Source organism: Photobacterium alginatilyticum, assembly GCF_009910675.1.
GTDB lineage: Bacteria > Pseudomonadota > Gammaproteobacteria > Enterobacterales > Vibrionaceae > Photobacterium > Photobacterium alginatilyticum.
In genome coordinates, this window is sequence record NZ_RSEJ01000003.1 from 242,737 (window position 1) to 260,268 (window position 17,532).

Genomic DNA, 17,532 nt, shown 5'->3' on the forward strand with positions numbered 1-17,532 from the left:
TCCATGAATGTTGCTCATTACAGTATTAAGAACAAAGTGATCAGCTGGATGTTTGTCTTGCTGATGTTAATTGGCGGGGCTGTTTCATTTACGGGGCTTGGCCAGCTGGAATTTCCGGAGTTTACCCTCAAAAGTGCGCTGGTTGTTACGCCGTACCCCGGCGCCTCGCCGGAACAGGTAGAAGAAGAAGTGACGCTGCCGCTGGAAGATGCCATTCAGCAGATGCAGCAGGTAAAACACATCACATCGATAAACAGTGCTGGGCTGTCCCAGATTGAAGTGGAAATGCAGGAGCGTTACGACGTGACTATGCTGCCGCAAATTTGGGACGAGCTGCGCCGCAAAGTCAATGATGCTGTTGTAAAGCTGCCGCCGGGTGTTGTTCCGCCTATGGTCATTGATGATTACTCAGATGTATTTGGTATTCTGATGAACATCAAAGGTGAAGGGTATACATATCGTGAGCTTGAGAACTATGCCGATTTTCTGCGCCGTGAACTGGTACTGATCGATGGCGTAAAGAAAGTCTCTGTGGTTGGCGGACCGCAGGAGCAGGTTGTTGTTGAAATCAGCCAGCAGAAGCTAGCCGCAATGGGGCTGGATCAGAATTATATCTACAGCCTGATCCAGACTCAAAATGTGGTTTCTAACGCCGGTAAGATCCGCATTAGTGACGGCCGAATCCGAATTCATCCGACGGGGGAGTTTTCGGGCGTGAAAGAGATGGAACGTCTGTTGGTCAGCCCTCCGGGTAGCGGTGATTTGGTTTATCTGGGTGATATAGCCAAGGTCTATAAAACGATAACGGAAACGCCAGACCTGCTGTACCGCAACATGGGAGAGCGTGCACTGTCGCTGGGCATTTCGTTCAGCACCGGAGTAAATGTCGTTGATGTCTCCAAGGCGATAGCCGATAAAATCGAGCAGCTTGAGAGCCGTCTGCCAATGGGGATGGTATTGAATACTGTCTATGACCAGGGGGCTGTGGTCGATGTCTCGGTCACCGGATTTTTGGTGAACCTTGGCCAGTCAGTCGCCATTGTTATTGTTATTCTACTGGTGTTTATGGGGCTCCGTTCCGGGCTGCTAATGGGAGCGGTATTGCTGTTGACCATCTTTGGTACCTTCATTGTGATGAATGTGCTGGGGATACAGCTGCAAATTATCTCTCTGGGGGCATTGATCATTGCGCTCGGGATGCTGGTTGATAATGCCATTGTGGTAACTGAAGGTATTCTGATTGGCATACAGCGGGGCCAGACACGATTAGAAGCCGCTGGTGATGTGGTAAAGCAAACCCAGTGGCCATTGCTTGGCGCGACCGTAATTGCCATCCTGGCGTTTGCACCGATTGGCTTGTCTCAAGATGCGACCGGTGAGTTTTGTGCGTCATTGTTCAAAGTACTGTTGATTTCGCTATTTATCAGCTGGATCACTGCGATTACGATTACGCCGTTTTTCTGTTATTTGCTGTTTAAGGATGGCAACACCAGCGGCAATGAGCCTCAGGAGCTGTATAAAGGCTGGTTCTTTAATGCCTACCGCGGCATTTTGACCTTTGCCATGCGTTTTCGTGTACTGACTATCTCGACTGTGGTTGCGATGCTGGTTGCTGCCTTGTTCGGGATGGGCTATGTCAAAAATGTATTCTTCCCACCGTCCAATACCCCGATTTTCTTTGTGGATGTCTGGATGCAGGAAGGAACAGATTCACGCGGTACAGAAGCCTTTGTCAGTGATCTAGAAAAAGATTTGATGGCATATGATCAGCAGCATCATATGGGATTGAAGAATCTGACCTCTGTGATAGGCCAGGGCTCGCAGCGATTCGTATTACCTTATACGCCTGAAAAAGGGTATGCGGCTTATGCGCAGTTGATTATTGAAATGAATGACCGGGAATCACAGGTGGCTGCAATGCCTGGATTGACGGCGTATCTGAATGATAATTACCCTGAAGCCCATTTCCGGGTCAAGATGTTGGAAAACGGTCCGACACCTGCGGCGAAAATCGAAGCCCGTTTTTACGGAGAAGATCCGATTGTGCTTCGCCAGTTAGCTGCTCAGGCAGAAAAAATCATGAGGGATGAGCCATCTATTACCAATATTCGTCATGACTGGCGCAATCAGGTATCCGTTGTTCGACCACAATTAAACCCTGCTCAGGCAAGGGAAGTGGGGATCAGCAAGCAAGATCTCGACAATGCGTTATTGATTAACTTCAGTGGTAAATCGGTCGGCACATATCGTGAGCAGAGTCATCTGATGCCGATTGTTGCTCGTGCGCCCGAACAGGAGCGTTTGGACGCTGATAGTTTGTTGAAACTTCAGGTATGGAGTACAGAAAATACTGCTTTTGTCCCAGTGACTCAGGTAGTCAGTGATTTCGAGACTGAATGGGAAAACCCGCTGATCATGCGCCGTGATCGTAAGCGAATGATATCGGTGCTGGCTGATCCAGGGTTGGACAGTGGCGAGACGTCTGACTCATCGCTGCGTAAAATTCGCGATAAGGTAGAGGCGATTGCTTTGCCGGAAGGTTACGAGTTGGAGTGGGGGGGAGAGTACGAAACTTCCCGAGATGCTCAGGCGAGTATTTTCAGTTCGTTACCTATGGGATATCTAGCCATGTTCTTGATCACCGTGGTGCTGTTTAACTCAGTGAGAAAGCCATTGGTGATTTGGTTTAATGTACCGCTGGCAATGATTGGTATTACATCCGGTTTGTTATTGTTTAACGCGCCACTTAGCTTTATGGCAATTTTAGGTATGTTGAGCTTGAGCGGGATGATTATTAAAAACGGTATTGTATTGGTTGACCAGATCAATGTTGAGCTTGCCGAAGGCCAGAGTGAGTATGCGGCTGTTTTTGATTCATCGGTAAGTCGTGTTAGACCTGTTTGTATGGCTGCAAGTACGACAATGCTAGGGATGATCCCATTGTTCTTTGACCCGTTCTTTACCGCAATGGCAGTAACTATTGTATTTGGGTTGGGCTTTGCAACCATACTGACATTAGTGGTACTTCCGGTAAGTTACGCAATGATCTTCCGTATACCGAATCAGCAGCCATCGAATGATGAAAGTTTGGAAATGGCTTCCGTCCAGTAATTAATAAGAGGGGTAACTCTCCTCTTTTTTAACCAGGAAGAAAAAATGAAGCAATTAGTTATGCCAATTGTATTTCGCGCTATAGTCTTTGCTTTCGTTGTTATAGTTCCTTCTATTGTTGGCTTTTGGTTGTCAGGATATTTGGAAATATATTTTGCAAGTGGTATCCCTCAGGTTCAGGTAGTAGTTAAACCGCCCAAAATTCACCTATAAAAATAGTTTAATAACGTAATTAAATGCTTGTTTAATATCTATGCAGTAATGGCGTTTTGCCAGTTAATCACATCGATATCCACAGTCTATGTGATTAAGTTGTTAAAATGCATAGGGTCTTATTTGTTATGGTTATTATTGATACACATGGCAATAAGCATGGTTATGTTCAGCTATGATTCAATATTACGATGCTATATTTATTTTCAAGGCTTCATAGGAGCCACTGCTAATTGTTATTGTTATTTCTTTCTTTGCTGGGCCGGATGCCCAGCTTTTTTTTGCCTGTAATAAATGCTGCCAATAAGTCAGCTGCTTTTCAACAATTTAAATCTTGTTTAGCGTCATGTCAGCTAAAAGGAATGATGTTATTCCTTAATATTATTATGGTAATTAAACGTTGGAATAAAAAAAGGCGCCTGGAAGAGCGCCAAAACGTAGCAAAAACTTAATGAATGATCTGCTGTAAAAAGTTTTGGGTGCGATCAAATTGGGGGTTACTAAAGAACTCTTCCGGACTGTTTTGTTCAATGATCTCGCCGGCATCCATGAAGATAACGCGATCGGCTACTTCCCGGGCGAATCCCATTTCATGAGTCACACACAACATTGTCATACCGTCGGAAGCAAGTTCGACCATTACATCAAGCACTTCACGCACCATTTCCGGGTCCAGTGCCGATGTTGGCTCGTCAAATAACATCACCTGAGGTTGCATACATAGAGACCGAGCTATTGCTACCCGCTGTTGCTGGCCGCCAGATAACTGGCCGGGAAATTTGTGGGCTTGCTCAGCAATTCTTACCCGTTTCAAGTAATTGATCGCAAGCTCTTCAGCCTCTTTCCTGGGTATTTTCTTAACCCAGATAGGGGCCAGGGTACAGTTTTCCAGTACGGTCAGGTGGGGGAATAGATTAAAGTGCTGAAAGCACATGCCGACTTCCCGGCGAACCAATTCAATATTTTTTAAGTCTTCGGTCAGTTCTGTACCAGCGACTGTGATTTGCCCGAGTTGGTGTTCTTCCAAGTGGTTGATGCACCTGATCATGGTTGACTTCCCTGAGCCTGATGGCCCGCAGATCACGATCTTCTCTCCTTTTTTTACATCTAAATTGATGTCTTTGAGAACATGGAACTCACCGTACCATTTGTTGACTTTCTGTAGCCTGATCACTGAATCGGGGGCTACGGTCTGATAAACGCTCTTCTTTAACATGTTAACTTCCTTGTGAACTATCGATGGCCGGTGTGGAGCCTGTTTTCCAGATAAAGGCTATAACGAGACATACTGAAGCACATCAGCCAGAAAATAAGTGCTGCAAACAGATAACTTTCAGTCGAGAACCCGAGCCAGGCCGGATCACTGTTTGCGGACTGGGCAATGCCAAGGACGTCGAACATACCGATGATCAGTACCAGGCTGGTATCTTTCAGCAAGGCGATAAAGGTATTCACAATTGACGGGATACTGATTTTTAGCGCCTGAGGCAGAATTACCAAGCGGACTTTCTTCCAGTATCCCAGCCCGAGTGCGTCGGCTGCTTCGTATTGACCTTTGGGTATTGATTGCAATCCGCCGCGGATAGCCTCAGCCATATAGGCGGAGTTAAATAGCACAACTCCGATCAGGGCTCGCAGTAGCTTGTCGATTTCACTGCCACCCGACAGGAATAGGGGGAGCATGACAGAAGCCATAAACAATACGGTAATCAAAGGCACGCCGCGCCAAAACTCTATGTATACCGTACTCATACTACGTAGTACCGGCATCTCTGAGCGGCGGCCAAGCGCCAGTACAACACCAAAAGGCAATGAGACCAAAATACCTGTTAGTGCAATGATTAAGGTAACCAACAATCCACCCCACATATGGGTGTCAACGACAGGCAGGCCGGGAATACCACCGTAAAGCAATAAGGCTGTCAGCACAGGAAACGGCAGCATGATAACGCCTAGCGCCCACTTCTTATGAGGGATCCGCTCAACCAGCAGCCAGACAAGCAGGCTAGCCAGTAAGGCCAGGAACAGTATTGGTCGCCAGAGCTCATCTTCGGGGTAGAAGCCAAACATAAACTGTTCAAAGCGCGCCTGGATGAAGACCCAGCAAGCGCCTTCCCGGGAACAGGCATCGCGGCTGGAGCCAATCCAGTCTGCATCAATGACGGCCCACTGCGATATGCTGCTGGTTCCAATAAAGGTGATGGCTATTAGCACAGCGGTGATGAGCGTATTTAACGCGCTGGAGAACAGATTCTTTCTCAGCCAGGCTGATACACCCGTCATTTGAAATGGTGGCGGCTCAGACGGTGAAAAGTGAAATTTCTTCATAGTTTTTACCTCTCAACCAAGGCTATTTTTCGGTTATATATGTTCATCAATAACGATGTTAGTAAGCTCAGAGCCAGATAAACGGCCATGGTCATGGCGATGACCTCTATGGCTTGCCCGGTCTGGTTGAGGGTCGTTCCGGCAAAAACTGACACGAGATCTGGATAGCCGATAGCCATGGCCAGCGATGAGTTCTTTACCAGATTGAGGTATTGGCTGGTTAGGGGAGGAACAATTACCCGCATTGCCAGGGGAATGACAATCAGGCGCAAAGTATGGCTGGTTTTCAGCCCTAACGAACCGGCGGCCTCGGTTTGACCGTGGCTGACTGCATTGATACCTGAACGAACAATCTCAGCGATAAATGAGGCAGTATAGATACAAAGTGCAATCAAGAGAGCGAAGAGCTCAGGCATTACGCTTATACCACCTCTGAAGTTGAATCCTTTAAGCTCTGGGTATTCAAGACTGATGGGTTGACCCGCGATGAAATAGACAAGGCTGGGTATGATCACTATTACCCCTAGCGAATAGCGCCAGGCAGGGATTTGTAGCCCTTTATCTCGTTGCTGACGGTGAGCCCAGAGGTGGATGACCACCGCAATGTTTATGGCGAGCAGCAGTGCTGCAACGACCATCTGATAGCCAGATTCGAACAAGGGGGCAGGAAGGAAAAGGCCACGAACATTGAGGAAGGCGGCCTCACCGATTGCCAGACTCTGTCGTGGTGATGGAAGAGCCTGTAGCACCACGAAATACCAAAATAAGATCTGCAGCAGTAGTGGGATATTTCGAAATACCTCGATATAGACACTGGCCAGACGGTTGAGCAACCAGTTGTTCGATAACCGGGCAATGCCCACGATAAAGCCGACTATAGTGGCGAATAATATTCCCAGTACAGCTACCAGAGCGGTATTTAACAGCCCCACCAAAAAAGTGCGGCCGTAACTATAAGTCTCGTCATACTCGATGAGAGACATCCCGATCCCAAAGCCTGCTGTCTGGTCCAGAAAGTCAAAGCCTGTTGCAATACCTCTCTGATCGAGATTATCCAAAGCATTGCCAATGATGGTGTAGAGAAATGCGCCCACACAAGCGATGAGTAAGGTTTGAAAAAAGAAGGCTCTCAAACCTGGATGATAAGCTAACGACCGTACACTGACAGGTTGCTGGAGGCGGTTAGGTCGCGTGTTTTCTTTCCGTTCAGGTATCAGTTTGTTTATTCTGTTATCACGAGTGTTGGTGTCTCGTGTTTTATTGCTCTGATGAGCTGTGTTTTTCTGGCTGACAGAATCAAATCCTGCTTCACTCAATGCCATACGACTACCCTGTTGATTCTACCGAGATTAAGCCCATGAGCTGGAACATGGGGGTGGCGGATGGGGAGATCTCCCCATCGCGAGCTTCGAAAAAGCGTGCCTATTGCCTTTAGCGCACTGGTGGTGCGTACATGATGCCGCCTTCTTTCCATAATGCGTTTAGACCCCGGGCAATTTTCAAGGGCGAGCTGGTACCTACCGTACGATCAAAGCTCTCGCCATAGTTGCCAACTTGCTTAATCACCTGATAAGACCAGTCATCCGTTAGGCCAAGGCCCGTGCCTTTGGGACCATCCAGTCCAAGCAGGCGACGGACATTGGGGTCTTTGGATTTCATCATGATTTCAACATTTTGCTGGGATACGCCGTATTCTTCGGCATTGACCATCAGGCTGAGCGTCCACTTAACGATGTTGAACCACTTGTCGTCGCCTTGGCGTACAACGGGGCCAAGTGGCTCTTTAGAGATGACTTCGGGCAGGACAACCGCTGATTTCGGGTCCGACAACTTAATACGCAGGGCATAGAGCTGGGATTGATCGGAAGTCAGGACGTCGCAGCGACCGGCCTCAAAGCCTTTTGCGGTTTGATCTGACGTATCAAATACCACAGGCTTGAAACTCATGCCGTTAGCGCGAAAGTAGTCTGCTAGGTTTAATTCTGTTGTGGTGCCAGACTGGATACAGACGGATGCACCATCTAGCTCTTTGGCTGAGCTTATGCCGAGATCTTTGCTGACCATAAACCCCTGGCCGTCATAGTAGTTCACCCCGACAAAATTAATCCCAAGGGCACTATCTCGCTGAAGTGTCCAAGTAGTGTTCCGGGAAAGTACATCAATTTCTCCGGACTGGAGAGCGGTAAATCGCTCTTTTGCCGTCAGTGGAATAAATTGGACTTTATTGGCATCTTTCAATACCGCGGAGGCAACGGCGCGGCAGAATTCAACATCAATGCCTTCCCATTTTCCTTTCGCATCGGTGCTGGAAAACCCCGGTAGCCCGGTACTGACACCGCACTTTAATACACCGGCTGAGTGCACCTTTTTCAAGGTAGCTGAGCTGTCATTGGGAGCAGCCAAAACGCTGGTGGAAGCGCAAGCCAAGAATAATGACGACGCGATAAGAGTTGTGGGGAAATATCTCGATTTTTTCATTATGACATCCTGTCTGTAGTGCTAAATAAATGGATTTATATTTTTGTTAGTTTTTCAAATGTCTTCTAATAATGGTTACCACTGCCTTTAAATTAGTGATGTTGTTTCTAACGGAATTATTATGTTCTCGTATTTAATAGAGCAACAGGTGTGCCAAAATATAAACTGGGAGATTGTTTTGTTGTAATTAGTTTTATTCACTGGGTTTCTATTATATGGTGATTTAATCTACTGATATTTTGTTGTTTTTTGGTGGTCAGGTCTTCAGTGTGGAGTTATTAAAACGTTGGAACTATTATGGTGCAAAGCGTGCACCACTAAAGTGTTAGTTTTGGTGTAGGTTGCACTATATTGCGGCAGTTAAGTTCAAATGGGTGGTTAACAATTGGTTAATTCAATAGGTGATAAAATAACAGTTGATGAAATAAGGTGCTTGGTTATTATTTAAGTATGTTATGTGAGGAAGGAATCAACATGATTAAGAAACGAGTATTTAAAACGAAAGATGAAGTCGAAGTGACATTTGAATGGCCTGTCGATGATGATATTGATGTGATTTCCCTTGTCGCTGATTTTAACCAGTGGGAAGTGAAGCCGATGTCGTTAAATAAGCGAACGAAAACATTTAAATATAAAGTGAGGCTTGGAAAAAACCAAAGCTATCAATTTCGCTATTTGCTCAATGATAACGTATGGGAAAATGATCCTGATGCCGATAGCTTAGTGGAGAACGATTTTGGCAGCAAAAATAGCCTGCTGTCTACCTATTAATCGTGCTGACTATCATCGGTAGAAGCCGTTAGGCCTCTTGACTACAGACCGTATTCAAGAGGCTTAACCAAGGCGATGGAAACAGTGATTAGTCGCTGAAGTTGGTGCTTAGTTAAGGAATATCCTTTAAACACTACTGGCTATCTCTTTGACTTTTGAGATGTGCTCTTTAAGACCATGGTGATGGGAGTGATCGAAAATATCTTTGTCTCTACCGCAAACCAGACACTTTCTTCTTGGCATCTGGCAACCTGCTCTGGAAATTGTGTGTCCGTCAGTATCGGTGACATTCAAATCCATGAGCTGACCGAGCTTATGTGAATGCTCAATTTTTATCATTGCTGCCTTGAGAAGACTGGCTGAGGGAGTATCAATAACAAAAATGGCTTCAGGCCCTGTCGGCTTGTAGAGAATTTGCCTGGTTGTTACCGTCCAATCTCGCTCGGTACAGGCATTGTATAGAGCTTCAATACCCTGATCGAAGATAGTGTGTGAAAGGGCGGTATTATCGATGTTGTTCGGTATTTTAACGGTGAACGTGACTAAAGGCTGGCCATGACTTTTCAGCCACTCCTGCTGTCTATGTATTCTGTCTTCGACATTCACAAGGTGATCGAGCCAGCCAGTATCAGTCCTTCTATTTGCTCTGGAACGTTTAGCCATCATAATTTTTCTCCCATCAATTGTTCATATCTCAAAATCATTAACCTTGGCGATGTTTGCAGCCTGTTAAGGTGAATGCTTACTTGTCGACTCGCAGCCTTCGCAGGTAACTAACGTTAATGTACATTCAGCAAATTACAGGCCAGGTTTGGTTGTTAATGAACTTTCTTTGGGTTGAATAGATAGTGATGACTACGTTTAAAACAGGAACTATTTAATCATTCTGTTCAGGGGTGGTTTCTATTATATTCGGAGTGTTAATTCCTACTTTCTGCTTTGGAATTAGAAAATTAGTCTTCGAGGTAATAATGAGTAAATTAAATCTGAGTTGATAATCCTCGTCTATAAATAAATTAGCATCAGTGCAGATTGATTCTAAGCCATATCACACTATGGGTGATGTATCTTTACAGGGCTCAGTTGCTTCATTCAGGTGCGTCATAATTAACAAGCACTAGCTGCGCCGGGTGGTGCTGGGCGTAACTCCTACCACCTTTTTATAGGCTCGACTAAAAGCGGCTTCTGATTGATAACCTAGATTCAATGCAACTTCTAATATACTTTCTTTACTATGAACCAGTTGGCTAGTTGCTAGTGCCATACGCCACTGGGTTAAGTATTGTAGTGGTGATTCTCCTACCATCCGTTTGAAATGTTCAGCAAATGAGGTGCGTGACATCCCAGCTTCAGTGGCTAACTGGCCGACTGTCCAGCTTTTCTCCGGTTGATTGTGAATGCATATGATGGCTTTGCTGAGTCGTTTGTCGTGAAGTGCTGCTAGCCACCCATTATTATCCGTATCTAGTGTATCTAACCAGGCTCTTAATGATTGAATTACTATTATATCAGCCAGCCGAGTGATCACCGCTTCACTGCCGACACCAGTGCATTTGGCTTCAGTAGCCAGCATATTCATCGTGTTTTTAATGGTTTGGTTGTACTGGTGATGATCAGAATCGATCTGCACAAATTGTGGCATGAGTGCCAGCAGACGAGAGGCAATAGGGTGTTCAAAGCTCACGGCACCGCATAGTAGTACGGTTTTTTCACCTTTGCCGCCATAACGTAATATCTCGTAGTGCTTAGTTAGTTGCTCTATCGGCAAATCAAAGAGCGGAGCGCAATGTGAAGAGGCATGATCGAAGATGTGATGGCCTAATCCGTGCGGTACCATCAAAAAATCACCCTTCGATAGCTGTGTCGTTTGCCCCTTAACCATTACGTAGCAGTGTCCTTGTACCACGATATGAAACATTAGTGACTGCGGTATAGCAGGCATTTCCATTCCCCATGGCGAGGTCAGCTCTGAATGGGTATAAAACACACTCTTCATTGTTAGCAAATGAAATACATCACCTAAGGGATCCGGGTTTGGTGCATCTGTTTTTTGATGAACAGAATGGCGTTTTTGCTGTGCTATTGATTCAAGGCTTTTGATCATCGATGAAAATAAATTGCCGGACGATAAATCAAGAATAGCGTACTAATGGCAACTATTCATCCGGGAAGCCTCGTTATAGTTATCCTGTAAACCAAGTTACAGGAGAATATTATGAAGTCATTTCATTCATCAAATGCAGCCGCCGTCCCCATTCTGGTTGTCGGTGGTACGGGCAAAACAGGGAAGCGTGTTGTCCAAGGCTTACGTAATCACAATATTGCGGTCCGGGTCGGTTCGCGCACAGCATCGCCAGGCTTTGATTGGGATAACCCTGCCACATGGGCACCTGCGCTGCATGGAGTACGTGCTGTATATTTAACCTATTTTCCAGACCTTGCAGTCCCCCAGGCTCCTGCAGCAATCAGTAATTTTTGCGAACTAGCCAGGCGAGAGGGGGTAGAGCATATCGTTTTGCTTTCTGGCAGAGGTGAGCCAGCGGCTCAGCAATGCGAGCAGATCGTTCAGGCATCGGGCATGGCGTGGACAATCGTACGAGCGAGTTGGTTTAACCAAAATTTTAGTGAAGGTGCTTTCCACGACATGGTTCAGACTGGGACCATAGCATTGCCAGTGGGCAATGTCGGTGAACCGTTTGTCGACGCTGACGATATTGCCGATGTAGCAATTGCTGCTTTAACTCAACAAGGCCATGAAGGTCAGTTGTATGAAGTTACCGGACCTCGATTGCTTACCTTTGACGATGTTGCTACAGAGCTGAGTTCTGCTACCGGAAGCAATGTGCAATTCATGCCAATCTCTGTAGATAGCTTTATAAAGACAATGCTCCAGCAACAGGTTCCGAAAAATACCATTGATATGATGCTGTTCTTGTTTAGCGAAGTATTGGACGGAAGAAACGAAAAGGTTTGTAACGGTGTACAGCGAGCCTTAGGGCGTCCCGCGAAAGATTTTTCCGAGTATGCTGCGAGCTTACCTAAAGCGATGAAGGCGTAATAGGGAGAAAAACCATGCCACAGTACCTGATTGTTGTTGTTTATATTTTCGCAGTGGTATCGACTGGTATGATGGCCGGCATCTACTTTATTTTTTCAAACACCGTGATGCCCGCACTGGCAGGTATGGCCAAAGCCCCCGCGGCTGAGGCCATGCAGCTAATCAACAGACTCATTTTGAATCCACTATTTTTTGTACTTTTCATAGGCTCAGCACTGGCCGGTGTAACAATAGTGGCTTTCACGTTGGTCGGGAGCGGTAACTTAGGTGGTTATATTGGCCTTTGTGCTGCCTTATTGATGGTTACTACATTTATATCAACAATCGTATTTAACGTGCCGCTGAATAACAAATTAGAGGAAGTTGAGCTTAACATGGTAGAGGAGAATGAAATCTGGAGACTTTACCTCGATAGCTGGGTTAAGTGGAATCACTTTCGAGCTTGGTTGAGTGTTATATCGGCTATTTTGTACAGTGTTGAATTTGTAGGATTCACACATTGATAGTGCTGGTTTACCCGTTACCTGAAACTAAGTATCGGTAGGTTACGACCTGTGTTTGTCGTGCAAGGTGAAACCGGTTGATAGCTGTTCATTAATATTCAGCATCGATCTCATCTTGCAGCTTTTCTAGCTCATCCAGTATTCGGATGAACTTCATACCAAATGGAGTCACTTTGTACTCCACCCTTGGTGGAAGTTCGTTGTAGGCAATACGTTCGAGAATCCCAAACTCTACGTTTCTCTTCAGGCAGTCATTGAGTACTTTCGTACTGAGTCCTTCCGCACTGCGTACCATTTCTCCCGGGCGGTTAATACCGTTAGCTAGAAGTTGGTAAACGGTAAGCGACCACTTGCAACCGTAAATAGTCTCGACCATCCGCGCCGACTTCGCCGGGGATAATTTTCTCGAGAATTTTTTTTCATTTGTATTCATAAAGATGTACCAAAAAGTGCCTACCTAACCAATTTGTGCCCACTTTTCAGCAAGCTATGGGCGGGCCTAAGATTAAACCACCTAATCGAGACAAAGTGAAACAAGAGCGGAGAAAAGGCTATGGATTTTAATAAGACAGGTGTTGCGTTAATTGTTGGCGGGTCAAGCGGAATGGGCTTCGAGACCGCAAAAGTATTGGCAAAGCATAGTGTAGAGGTGGTGATTGTTGGTAATAATGAGGCCAAGTTAGAACAGGCGCTTACTGAGCTTAATGCGATCGGTCGGGCATCAGCCATTCAGGCAAACCTTTATGAGAAAGAAAGCCTGGAAAAGCTACTTGCGTACATCAACCAGCCAGAGACCAAGGTCGGATACTTGGTCAATGCCGCCGGGTATTTCAGTCCTAAGCCGTTTATTGAGCACAGTGAGGATGACTACGAGATCTACATGGGATTGAACAAAGCGATGTTTGTTATCTCACAGGCCGTGGCAACGAATATGTCACGTCATGGTGGCGGTAATATAGTCAATATTGGTTCGATGTGGGCACAGCAGGCGATCAAGGCCACGCCATCTTCGGCTTACTCTATGGCCAAAGCTGGCCTGCATGCCTTAACACAGCATATGGCCATGGAGCTGGCCGATGTCGGTATCAGGGTGAATGCAGTGTCGCCGGCAGTCGTTAAAACACCTATTTATGAAGCGTTTATTGATCCGGCAGATGTTGACGAGGCATTGGAAGGCTTTAACGGTTTTCATCCTATTGGCCGGGTCGGTAAAGCCGATGAGGTTGCCCAAACTATCGCTTTTTTATTGTCTGACCAAGCGCAATGGGTGACTGGCGCTATCTGGGATGTTGACGGAGGGGTGATGGCAGGCAGGAACTGATCCCCGCCTCTACGTAGCGCGCGGTTATTGAACTTAAATAGAGCGGCGGGACTTTTCACACCAGCTTGGCTATGCCGTCAGCTCAAACTCAACTCGTTTGCTTTCTTGCCCGTTAAGGATGATAGAAACCTGATGGGTGCCGGTATAGAGCTTTCTTGTTGTGATTGGCTTGAAGTTCTGCTTTCTCTTTATTTCGTATATCCGGCCAGGTTCAATTTCTCGCTCACTGATCTTAAAGACTTTACGCGAAAGATCGCCATTATGTTTTTTGTAGTAAAGCCCATATTCTAGGCGGAGCATTGTCGGTGATACTCCGCGGTTCAACAGTGAAAAGGTAAACTCCAACTGATTGCCAATTTGTACAGCAGGTGTCGTCACTCTAAAATCGGATAACTCAATATCTGTACTATCAAAGCCGAATAATTGAAGAACGTCAGGGTTCCCTTGCTTTAACAATGTCCGGCAGGCATGTTTGACAAGTGCATCGGTTTCCTTGCTGCTACCAAGCCATTCTCTAGCTCGTGCGATAACGAACTCCGGGTTGTCTTTAGAGATATCATTGAGGTTGTTGGCCGCACTTCTTCTGACCACTTCGCAGCTGTCATTTTTGAGGTTGTCTAATATAGGCCCGATGGGTTTGGGATCCTTTTTCAGGCTCGGCAGGGCCATGGCCCATGGCAGTCTGGGTCTTGTCCCTTCACTGGCAAGTCGTCTCACCTTGTTGTTACTATGGGTTGACCAGCTGAGCATCTGTTTTAGCATTTTATCTTGGTATTTCACTATGTACGGTCTGACAGCAAATTCGCAGCTGGTAAACTGGGTAACATACTCCAATGTCGAAATTGAATTTTCGTAGTCATCAATCCCATACATAGCGATGTACTCAGGGAAAAACATGTACTCAATGCTTTTCTCTCTGATGTCTGCCGAACGCAGGTTATCAATGAGCTGCTTGATGGTTTCTGCGGCGTCGCCGAAGTTTGCCGGTAGAAAGTGATGCAGAACTGTTGCGGTATGAGTCATTCGCTCTTTTAGCTCGAGTTCGGCAAATGCATCGTTGAAGATCAGTGTATTAAATCTCTCCTTGTCAAATGAAGGGAGAGTCAGCGCCAGGATCTGTGAAAATTCCTCATAAAAGGATTTTGAATAGATATCTTTGAATAAATTACTCATAACGTCCTGTTGTATGTATTTTCTTTATTTCTGCCCTTAGCCATCTACGAAGACGCTCGAAGCGCTTTGTTTCGGCGAAGCTGGCAGAGCAGACTAACCAATAGCTCGATTGCATGTTAACCGGCGGGCCGACTTTTTCCAGAAAGCCCGCTTCGAGGTCGTTTTCAATCAGCAGCGTTCGGCCTAGTGCGATGCCCATTCCGCTTATGGCCGCCTGGAGCATCAAGTCGGCGCGGTCAAACGGATGTTGGCGGGCGCTTACATCAGCAGCTGAATGGATTTGGGAGAAGTAATGAGACCAGCTGAATTCCGTGCTATCGACCTCTCCGCGTCTGTCAGACAACAATGGGGTGTCGGTAGCAAGCCGGCTTTTCTCGTCATTGCTTTCATTTGTTAAATCGGGATGACGTGCCAAGAATGCCGGGCTTGCGACGGGCTGGAGCTGGCATTGAGTCAGGCGGATAGAATACAGGCCGGGGTAAGGGCCGACTCCGAAACGAATCGCCACATCGGCCTCGCCTTGGTGCAAATCGACTAGGTCATCTCTTACTTCAAGTGAGATGGCCAATCCTTCTGCATTTGCCTTGGGGAGAATTGAGACGGCCCATTTCATCGCCAAAGATGATGGTAAAGAGAGCCTGATTGAGCCGGATGAGTCGCTCCGTTCTAATTTATCCAGAGCAGGTTGCCATTTGGACATAGACTCGATGGCGGCTGAACATAATATCTTTCCTGCCTCGGTGAACTGGAGGTGTCTTGTTGTGCGCTCGAAAAGCGTCAGCCCCAGTACCTCTTCCAAAGCCCTGATCCTATGACTGACCGCGGACTGCTGTACGTTGAGTCTTTCAGCCGCTTTGGTGAAGCTTTTTTCTTCGCCGATGGCCGCAAGCAGAGGGGATGCCTGCGCTAGTTTAAGAAGAAGATCGTTCCGGCTCTTATTCATGAGTAAACCTCATGTTCTTATGAGTTCCAAATGTTTATTGACTACTTATATCATGAAACGAATCAAAGCCGGAGTGAATGATAGAAGGAATACTTTATGACACAGTCTCATACCAATGTACGACGAGTGCGGGCGCAAATCGTCAATGGATTTGTTACGGGAAAAATTGGTGGCAACCCTGCCGGTGTTGTTCTGGATGCGGATAACTTGAGTGAAGAAGATATGCTTAACATCGCGGCTCAGGTTGGCCTGTCAGAAACGGCTTTTGTTTCTCAATCGGATGCTGCTGATTTTAAGTTGGATTTTTTCACCCCTAATCGACGTATTGCACATTGTGGCCATGCCACGATCGCCACCTTTTCCTACCTCACAGAGATCGGGCGAGTTTCAGAGGGGGAAACATCAAAGGAAACGGTCGATGGGCCACGTAAAATTCTTATTAAAAATGGTGCTGCTTTTATGGAACAACTGGCGCCGACATATCGCAAGCCAAGTGACTGGCAAAGCCAAGGAGTAACCGTTCAGGATGTACTCGCTTCTCTCGGACTAAGCGAGGGGGATTTGGATTCTCGTATCGACCCTGTTCTTGTTAATACAGGTAATAGTTTTATTGTTGTCGCCGTTACTGACACTAGCGTTTTAGGCGCTATAACCCCCAATTTTTCACAAATTGCCGATATTAGCGAGAAGCTTAATTTGATCGGTTATTACGTTTTCACAACTGAAACAGAGTCAACAGACCGAGATGCAACCACCCGAATGTTCGGCCCGCGTTTTGCGATAGAAGAGGAGTCTGCCACCGGAATGGCTGCAGGGCCGTTGGCCTGTCTGCTTTATGATTTTCTGGATCTTAAAAAAGAGACGTTGATGATCGAGCAGGGGAATTTCATGCATCCTGCCTCACCAAGCCAGATCTCAGTGGAGCTAATTATCGAGAATGCACAGATCAAAGGGCTCATGGCGGGAGGTTATGGCAAAGTAATGGCGCAGTTGGATATTACTCTTTAGCTAACGCTTTCACGCAATCAGTTTACTTTAAGTAAACTGATTGCGTATTACGTCCGTTTATCCGCAGTCGTCTAGGCTGTCTTTAAATACGCTTCGCGTACTTTATTTAATACCAGCCCTAAGCAGACGATCGCGCTGGCACCGATTAATACCGGCGTTATCAAAAAAGGCCAGCTTTGCCCGGTTAACATGATAAGCATAGGGTTTGCGCCCGCTGGCGGGTGGGTGGTCTTTGTTAGCAGCATTGTGGTGATGGCAAGTCCTGTTGCTAACGCCAGTGACCACGGATACACGCCAATAAACTCAACAAAAAGTACACCGATAAGCGCTGTAAGGAAATGGCCGGCAATGACATTCTTAGCCTTGGCAAGGGGACTGTCGGGTAGACCGAATACTAATACGGCGGTTGCACCAAACGGTGCCATTAACCATAGCCCGGTATGTGTCAGGTTATCGAGATAGGATAGGACGCCGATAGCCAGTGTGGCGGCGATACCTGCCGCGATCGGAAACAAAGCTTTGTTCATTTTAGTTCCTCAGTATGATTGGGAGACAGAGTTGTCTACTCATCAGGGTAGACAACTCTGTCTCCTTGTGTCAATCTGTTTCTAAAAAGGAGTTGCGA

17 protein-coding genes are annotated in these 17,532 nt (G+C 46.4%); 7 read left to right on the forward strand and 10 right to left on the reverse strand.

What is annotated here, in order from left to right:
• Positions 1-3: 3 nt before the first annotated feature.
• A complete protein-coding gene (locus EIZ48_RS04815; protein ID WP_160648945.1) occupies positions 4-3,111 on the forward strand; it encodes an efflux RND transporter permease subunit in 3,108 nt (1,035 codons plus the stop codon).
• 45 nt (positions 3,112-3,156) lie between these two features.
• Entirely contained in the window at positions 3,157-3,324 is a 168-nt protein-coding gene (locus EIZ48_RS04820; RefSeq protein WP_160648946.1) for a hypothetical protein, read from the forward strand.
• Between the two features lie 448 nt (positions 3,325-3,772).
• Here the strand turns inward: EIZ48_RS04820 and EIZ48_RS04825 are convergent, their stop codons facing one another.
• The 4 genes from EIZ48_RS04825 to EIZ48_RS04840 form a co-directional block, all read right to left on the reverse strand.
• Positions 3,773-4,540 (reverse strand): amino acid ABC transporter ATP-binding protein, encoded by a 768-nt coding sequence (locus EIZ48_RS04825; protein ID WP_160648947.1) that lies wholly within the window; start codon positions 4,538-4,540, stop codon positions 3,773-3,775.
• Positions 4,541-4,557: 17 nt separating this feature from the next.
• Positions 4,558-5,652 carry an amino acid ABC transporter permease gene (locus EIZ48_RS04830; protein ID WP_160648948.1) on the reverse strand — a complete coding sequence of 365 codons (1,095 nt, stop codon included), beginning with the start codon at positions 5,650-5,652 and terminating at the stop codon, positions 4,558-4,560.
• Between the two features lie 5 nt (positions 5,653-5,657).
• Positions 5,658-6,869, reverse strand: a complete 1,212-nt coding sequence (locus EIZ48_RS04835) for an amino acid ABC transporter permease (protein WP_439126571.1) — start codon at positions 6,867-6,869, stop codon at positions 5,658-5,660.
• A gap of 214 nt (positions 6,870-7,083) precedes the next feature.
• Positions 7,084-8,130, reverse strand: a complete 1,047-nt coding sequence (locus EIZ48_RS04840) for an amino acid ABC transporter substrate-binding protein (protein WP_160648950.1) — start codon at positions 8,128-8,130, stop codon at positions 7,084-7,086.
• A 474-nt stretch (positions 8,131-8,604) separates the two neighbouring features.
• Between EIZ48_RS04840 and EIZ48_RS04845 the strand changes: the two genes are divergently transcribed.
• Positions 8,605-8,901 carry an isoamylase early set domain-containing protein gene (locus EIZ48_RS04845; RefSeq protein ID WP_160648951.1) on the forward strand — a complete coding sequence of 99 codons (297 nt, stop codon included), beginning with the start codon at positions 8,605-8,607 and terminating at the stop codon, positions 8,899-8,901.
• A gap of 126 nt (positions 8,902-9,027) precedes the next feature.
• Here EIZ48_RS04845 and citX read toward each other — a convergent pair whose 3' ends face one another.
• A complete protein-coding gene (gene citX, locus EIZ48_RS04850; protein WP_160648952.1) occupies positions 9,028-9,567 on the reverse strand; it encodes a citrate lyase holo-[acyl-carrier protein] synthase in 540 nt (179 codons plus the stop codon).
• Positions 9,568-10,018: 451 nt separating this feature from the next.
• A complete protein-coding gene (locus EIZ48_RS04855; RefSeq protein WP_160648953.1) occupies positions 10,019-11,005 on the reverse strand; it encodes an AraC family transcriptional regulator in 987 nt (328 codons plus the stop codon).
• 111 nt (positions 11,006-11,116) lie between these two features.
• Between EIZ48_RS04855 and EIZ48_RS04860 the strand changes: the two genes are divergently transcribed.
• Together EIZ48_RS04860 and EIZ48_RS04865 are read left to right on the forward strand one after the other, a co-directional pair.
• Positions 11,117-11,959, forward strand: a complete 843-nt coding sequence (locus EIZ48_RS04860) for an NAD(P)H-binding protein (RefSeq protein ID WP_160648954.1) — start codon at positions 11,117-11,119, stop codon at positions 11,957-11,959.
• Positions 11,960-11,973: 14 nt separating this feature from the next.
• Positions 11,974-12,462, forward strand: coding sequence for an anthrone oxygenase family protein (locus tag EIZ48_RS04865; RefSeq protein ID WP_160648955.1), 489 nt, complete (start codon positions 11,974-11,976; stop codon positions 12,460-12,462).
• Positions 12,463-12,553: 91 nt separating this feature from the next.
• Here the strand turns inward: EIZ48_RS04865 and EIZ48_RS04870 are convergent, their stop codons facing one another.
• Positions 12,554-12,895: a winged helix-turn-helix transcriptional regulator gene (locus EIZ48_RS04870; RefSeq protein WP_160648956.1), complete on the reverse strand. Its 342-nt coding sequence runs from the start codon at positions 12,893-12,895 to the stop codon at positions 12,554-12,556.
• Positions 12,896-13,015: 120 nt separating this feature from the next.
• Between EIZ48_RS04870 and EIZ48_RS04875 the strand changes: the two genes are divergently transcribed.
• Positions 13,016-13,783 carry an SDR family NAD(P)-dependent oxidoreductase gene (locus EIZ48_RS04875; RefSeq protein ID WP_160648957.1) on the forward strand — a complete coding sequence of 256 codons (768 nt, stop codon included), beginning with the start codon at positions 13,016-13,018 and terminating at the stop codon, positions 13,781-13,783.
• Between the two features lie 69 nt (positions 13,784-13,852).
• Here EIZ48_RS04875 and EIZ48_RS04880 read toward each other — a convergent pair whose 3' ends face one another.
• On the reverse strand, positions 13,853-14,956 hold the full coding sequence (locus EIZ48_RS04880) for a DNA alkylation repair protein (RefSeq protein WP_160648958.1): 1,104 nt from the start codon (positions 14,954-14,956) through the stop codon (positions 13,853-13,855).
• A complete protein-coding gene (locus tag EIZ48_RS04885) occupies positions 14,949-15,899 on the reverse strand; it encodes a LysR substrate-binding domain-containing protein (protein ID WP_160648959.1) in 951 nt (316 codons plus the stop codon). Before EIZ48_RS04885 ends, EIZ48_RS04880 begins: the two co-directional genes overlap by 8 nt.
• Before the next feature lie 96 nt (positions 15,900-15,995).
• Here EIZ48_RS04885 and EIZ48_RS04890 point away from each other — a divergent pair, with 96 nt between their 5' ends.
• Positions 15,996-16,907: a PhzF family phenazine biosynthesis protein gene (locus EIZ48_RS04890; RefSeq protein WP_160648960.1), complete on the forward strand. Its 912-nt coding sequence runs from the start codon at positions 15,996-15,998 to the stop codon at positions 16,905-16,907.
• Positions 16,908-16,978: 71 nt separating this feature from the next.
• Here EIZ48_RS04890 and EIZ48_RS04895 read toward each other — a convergent pair whose 3' ends face one another.
• Complete coding sequence (locus EIZ48_RS04895; protein WP_160648961.1) at positions 16,979-17,434, reverse strand: HPP family protein; 456 nt, start codon at positions 17,432-17,434, stop codon at positions 16,979-16,981.
• Positions 17,435-17,532: the final 98 nt, after the last annotated feature.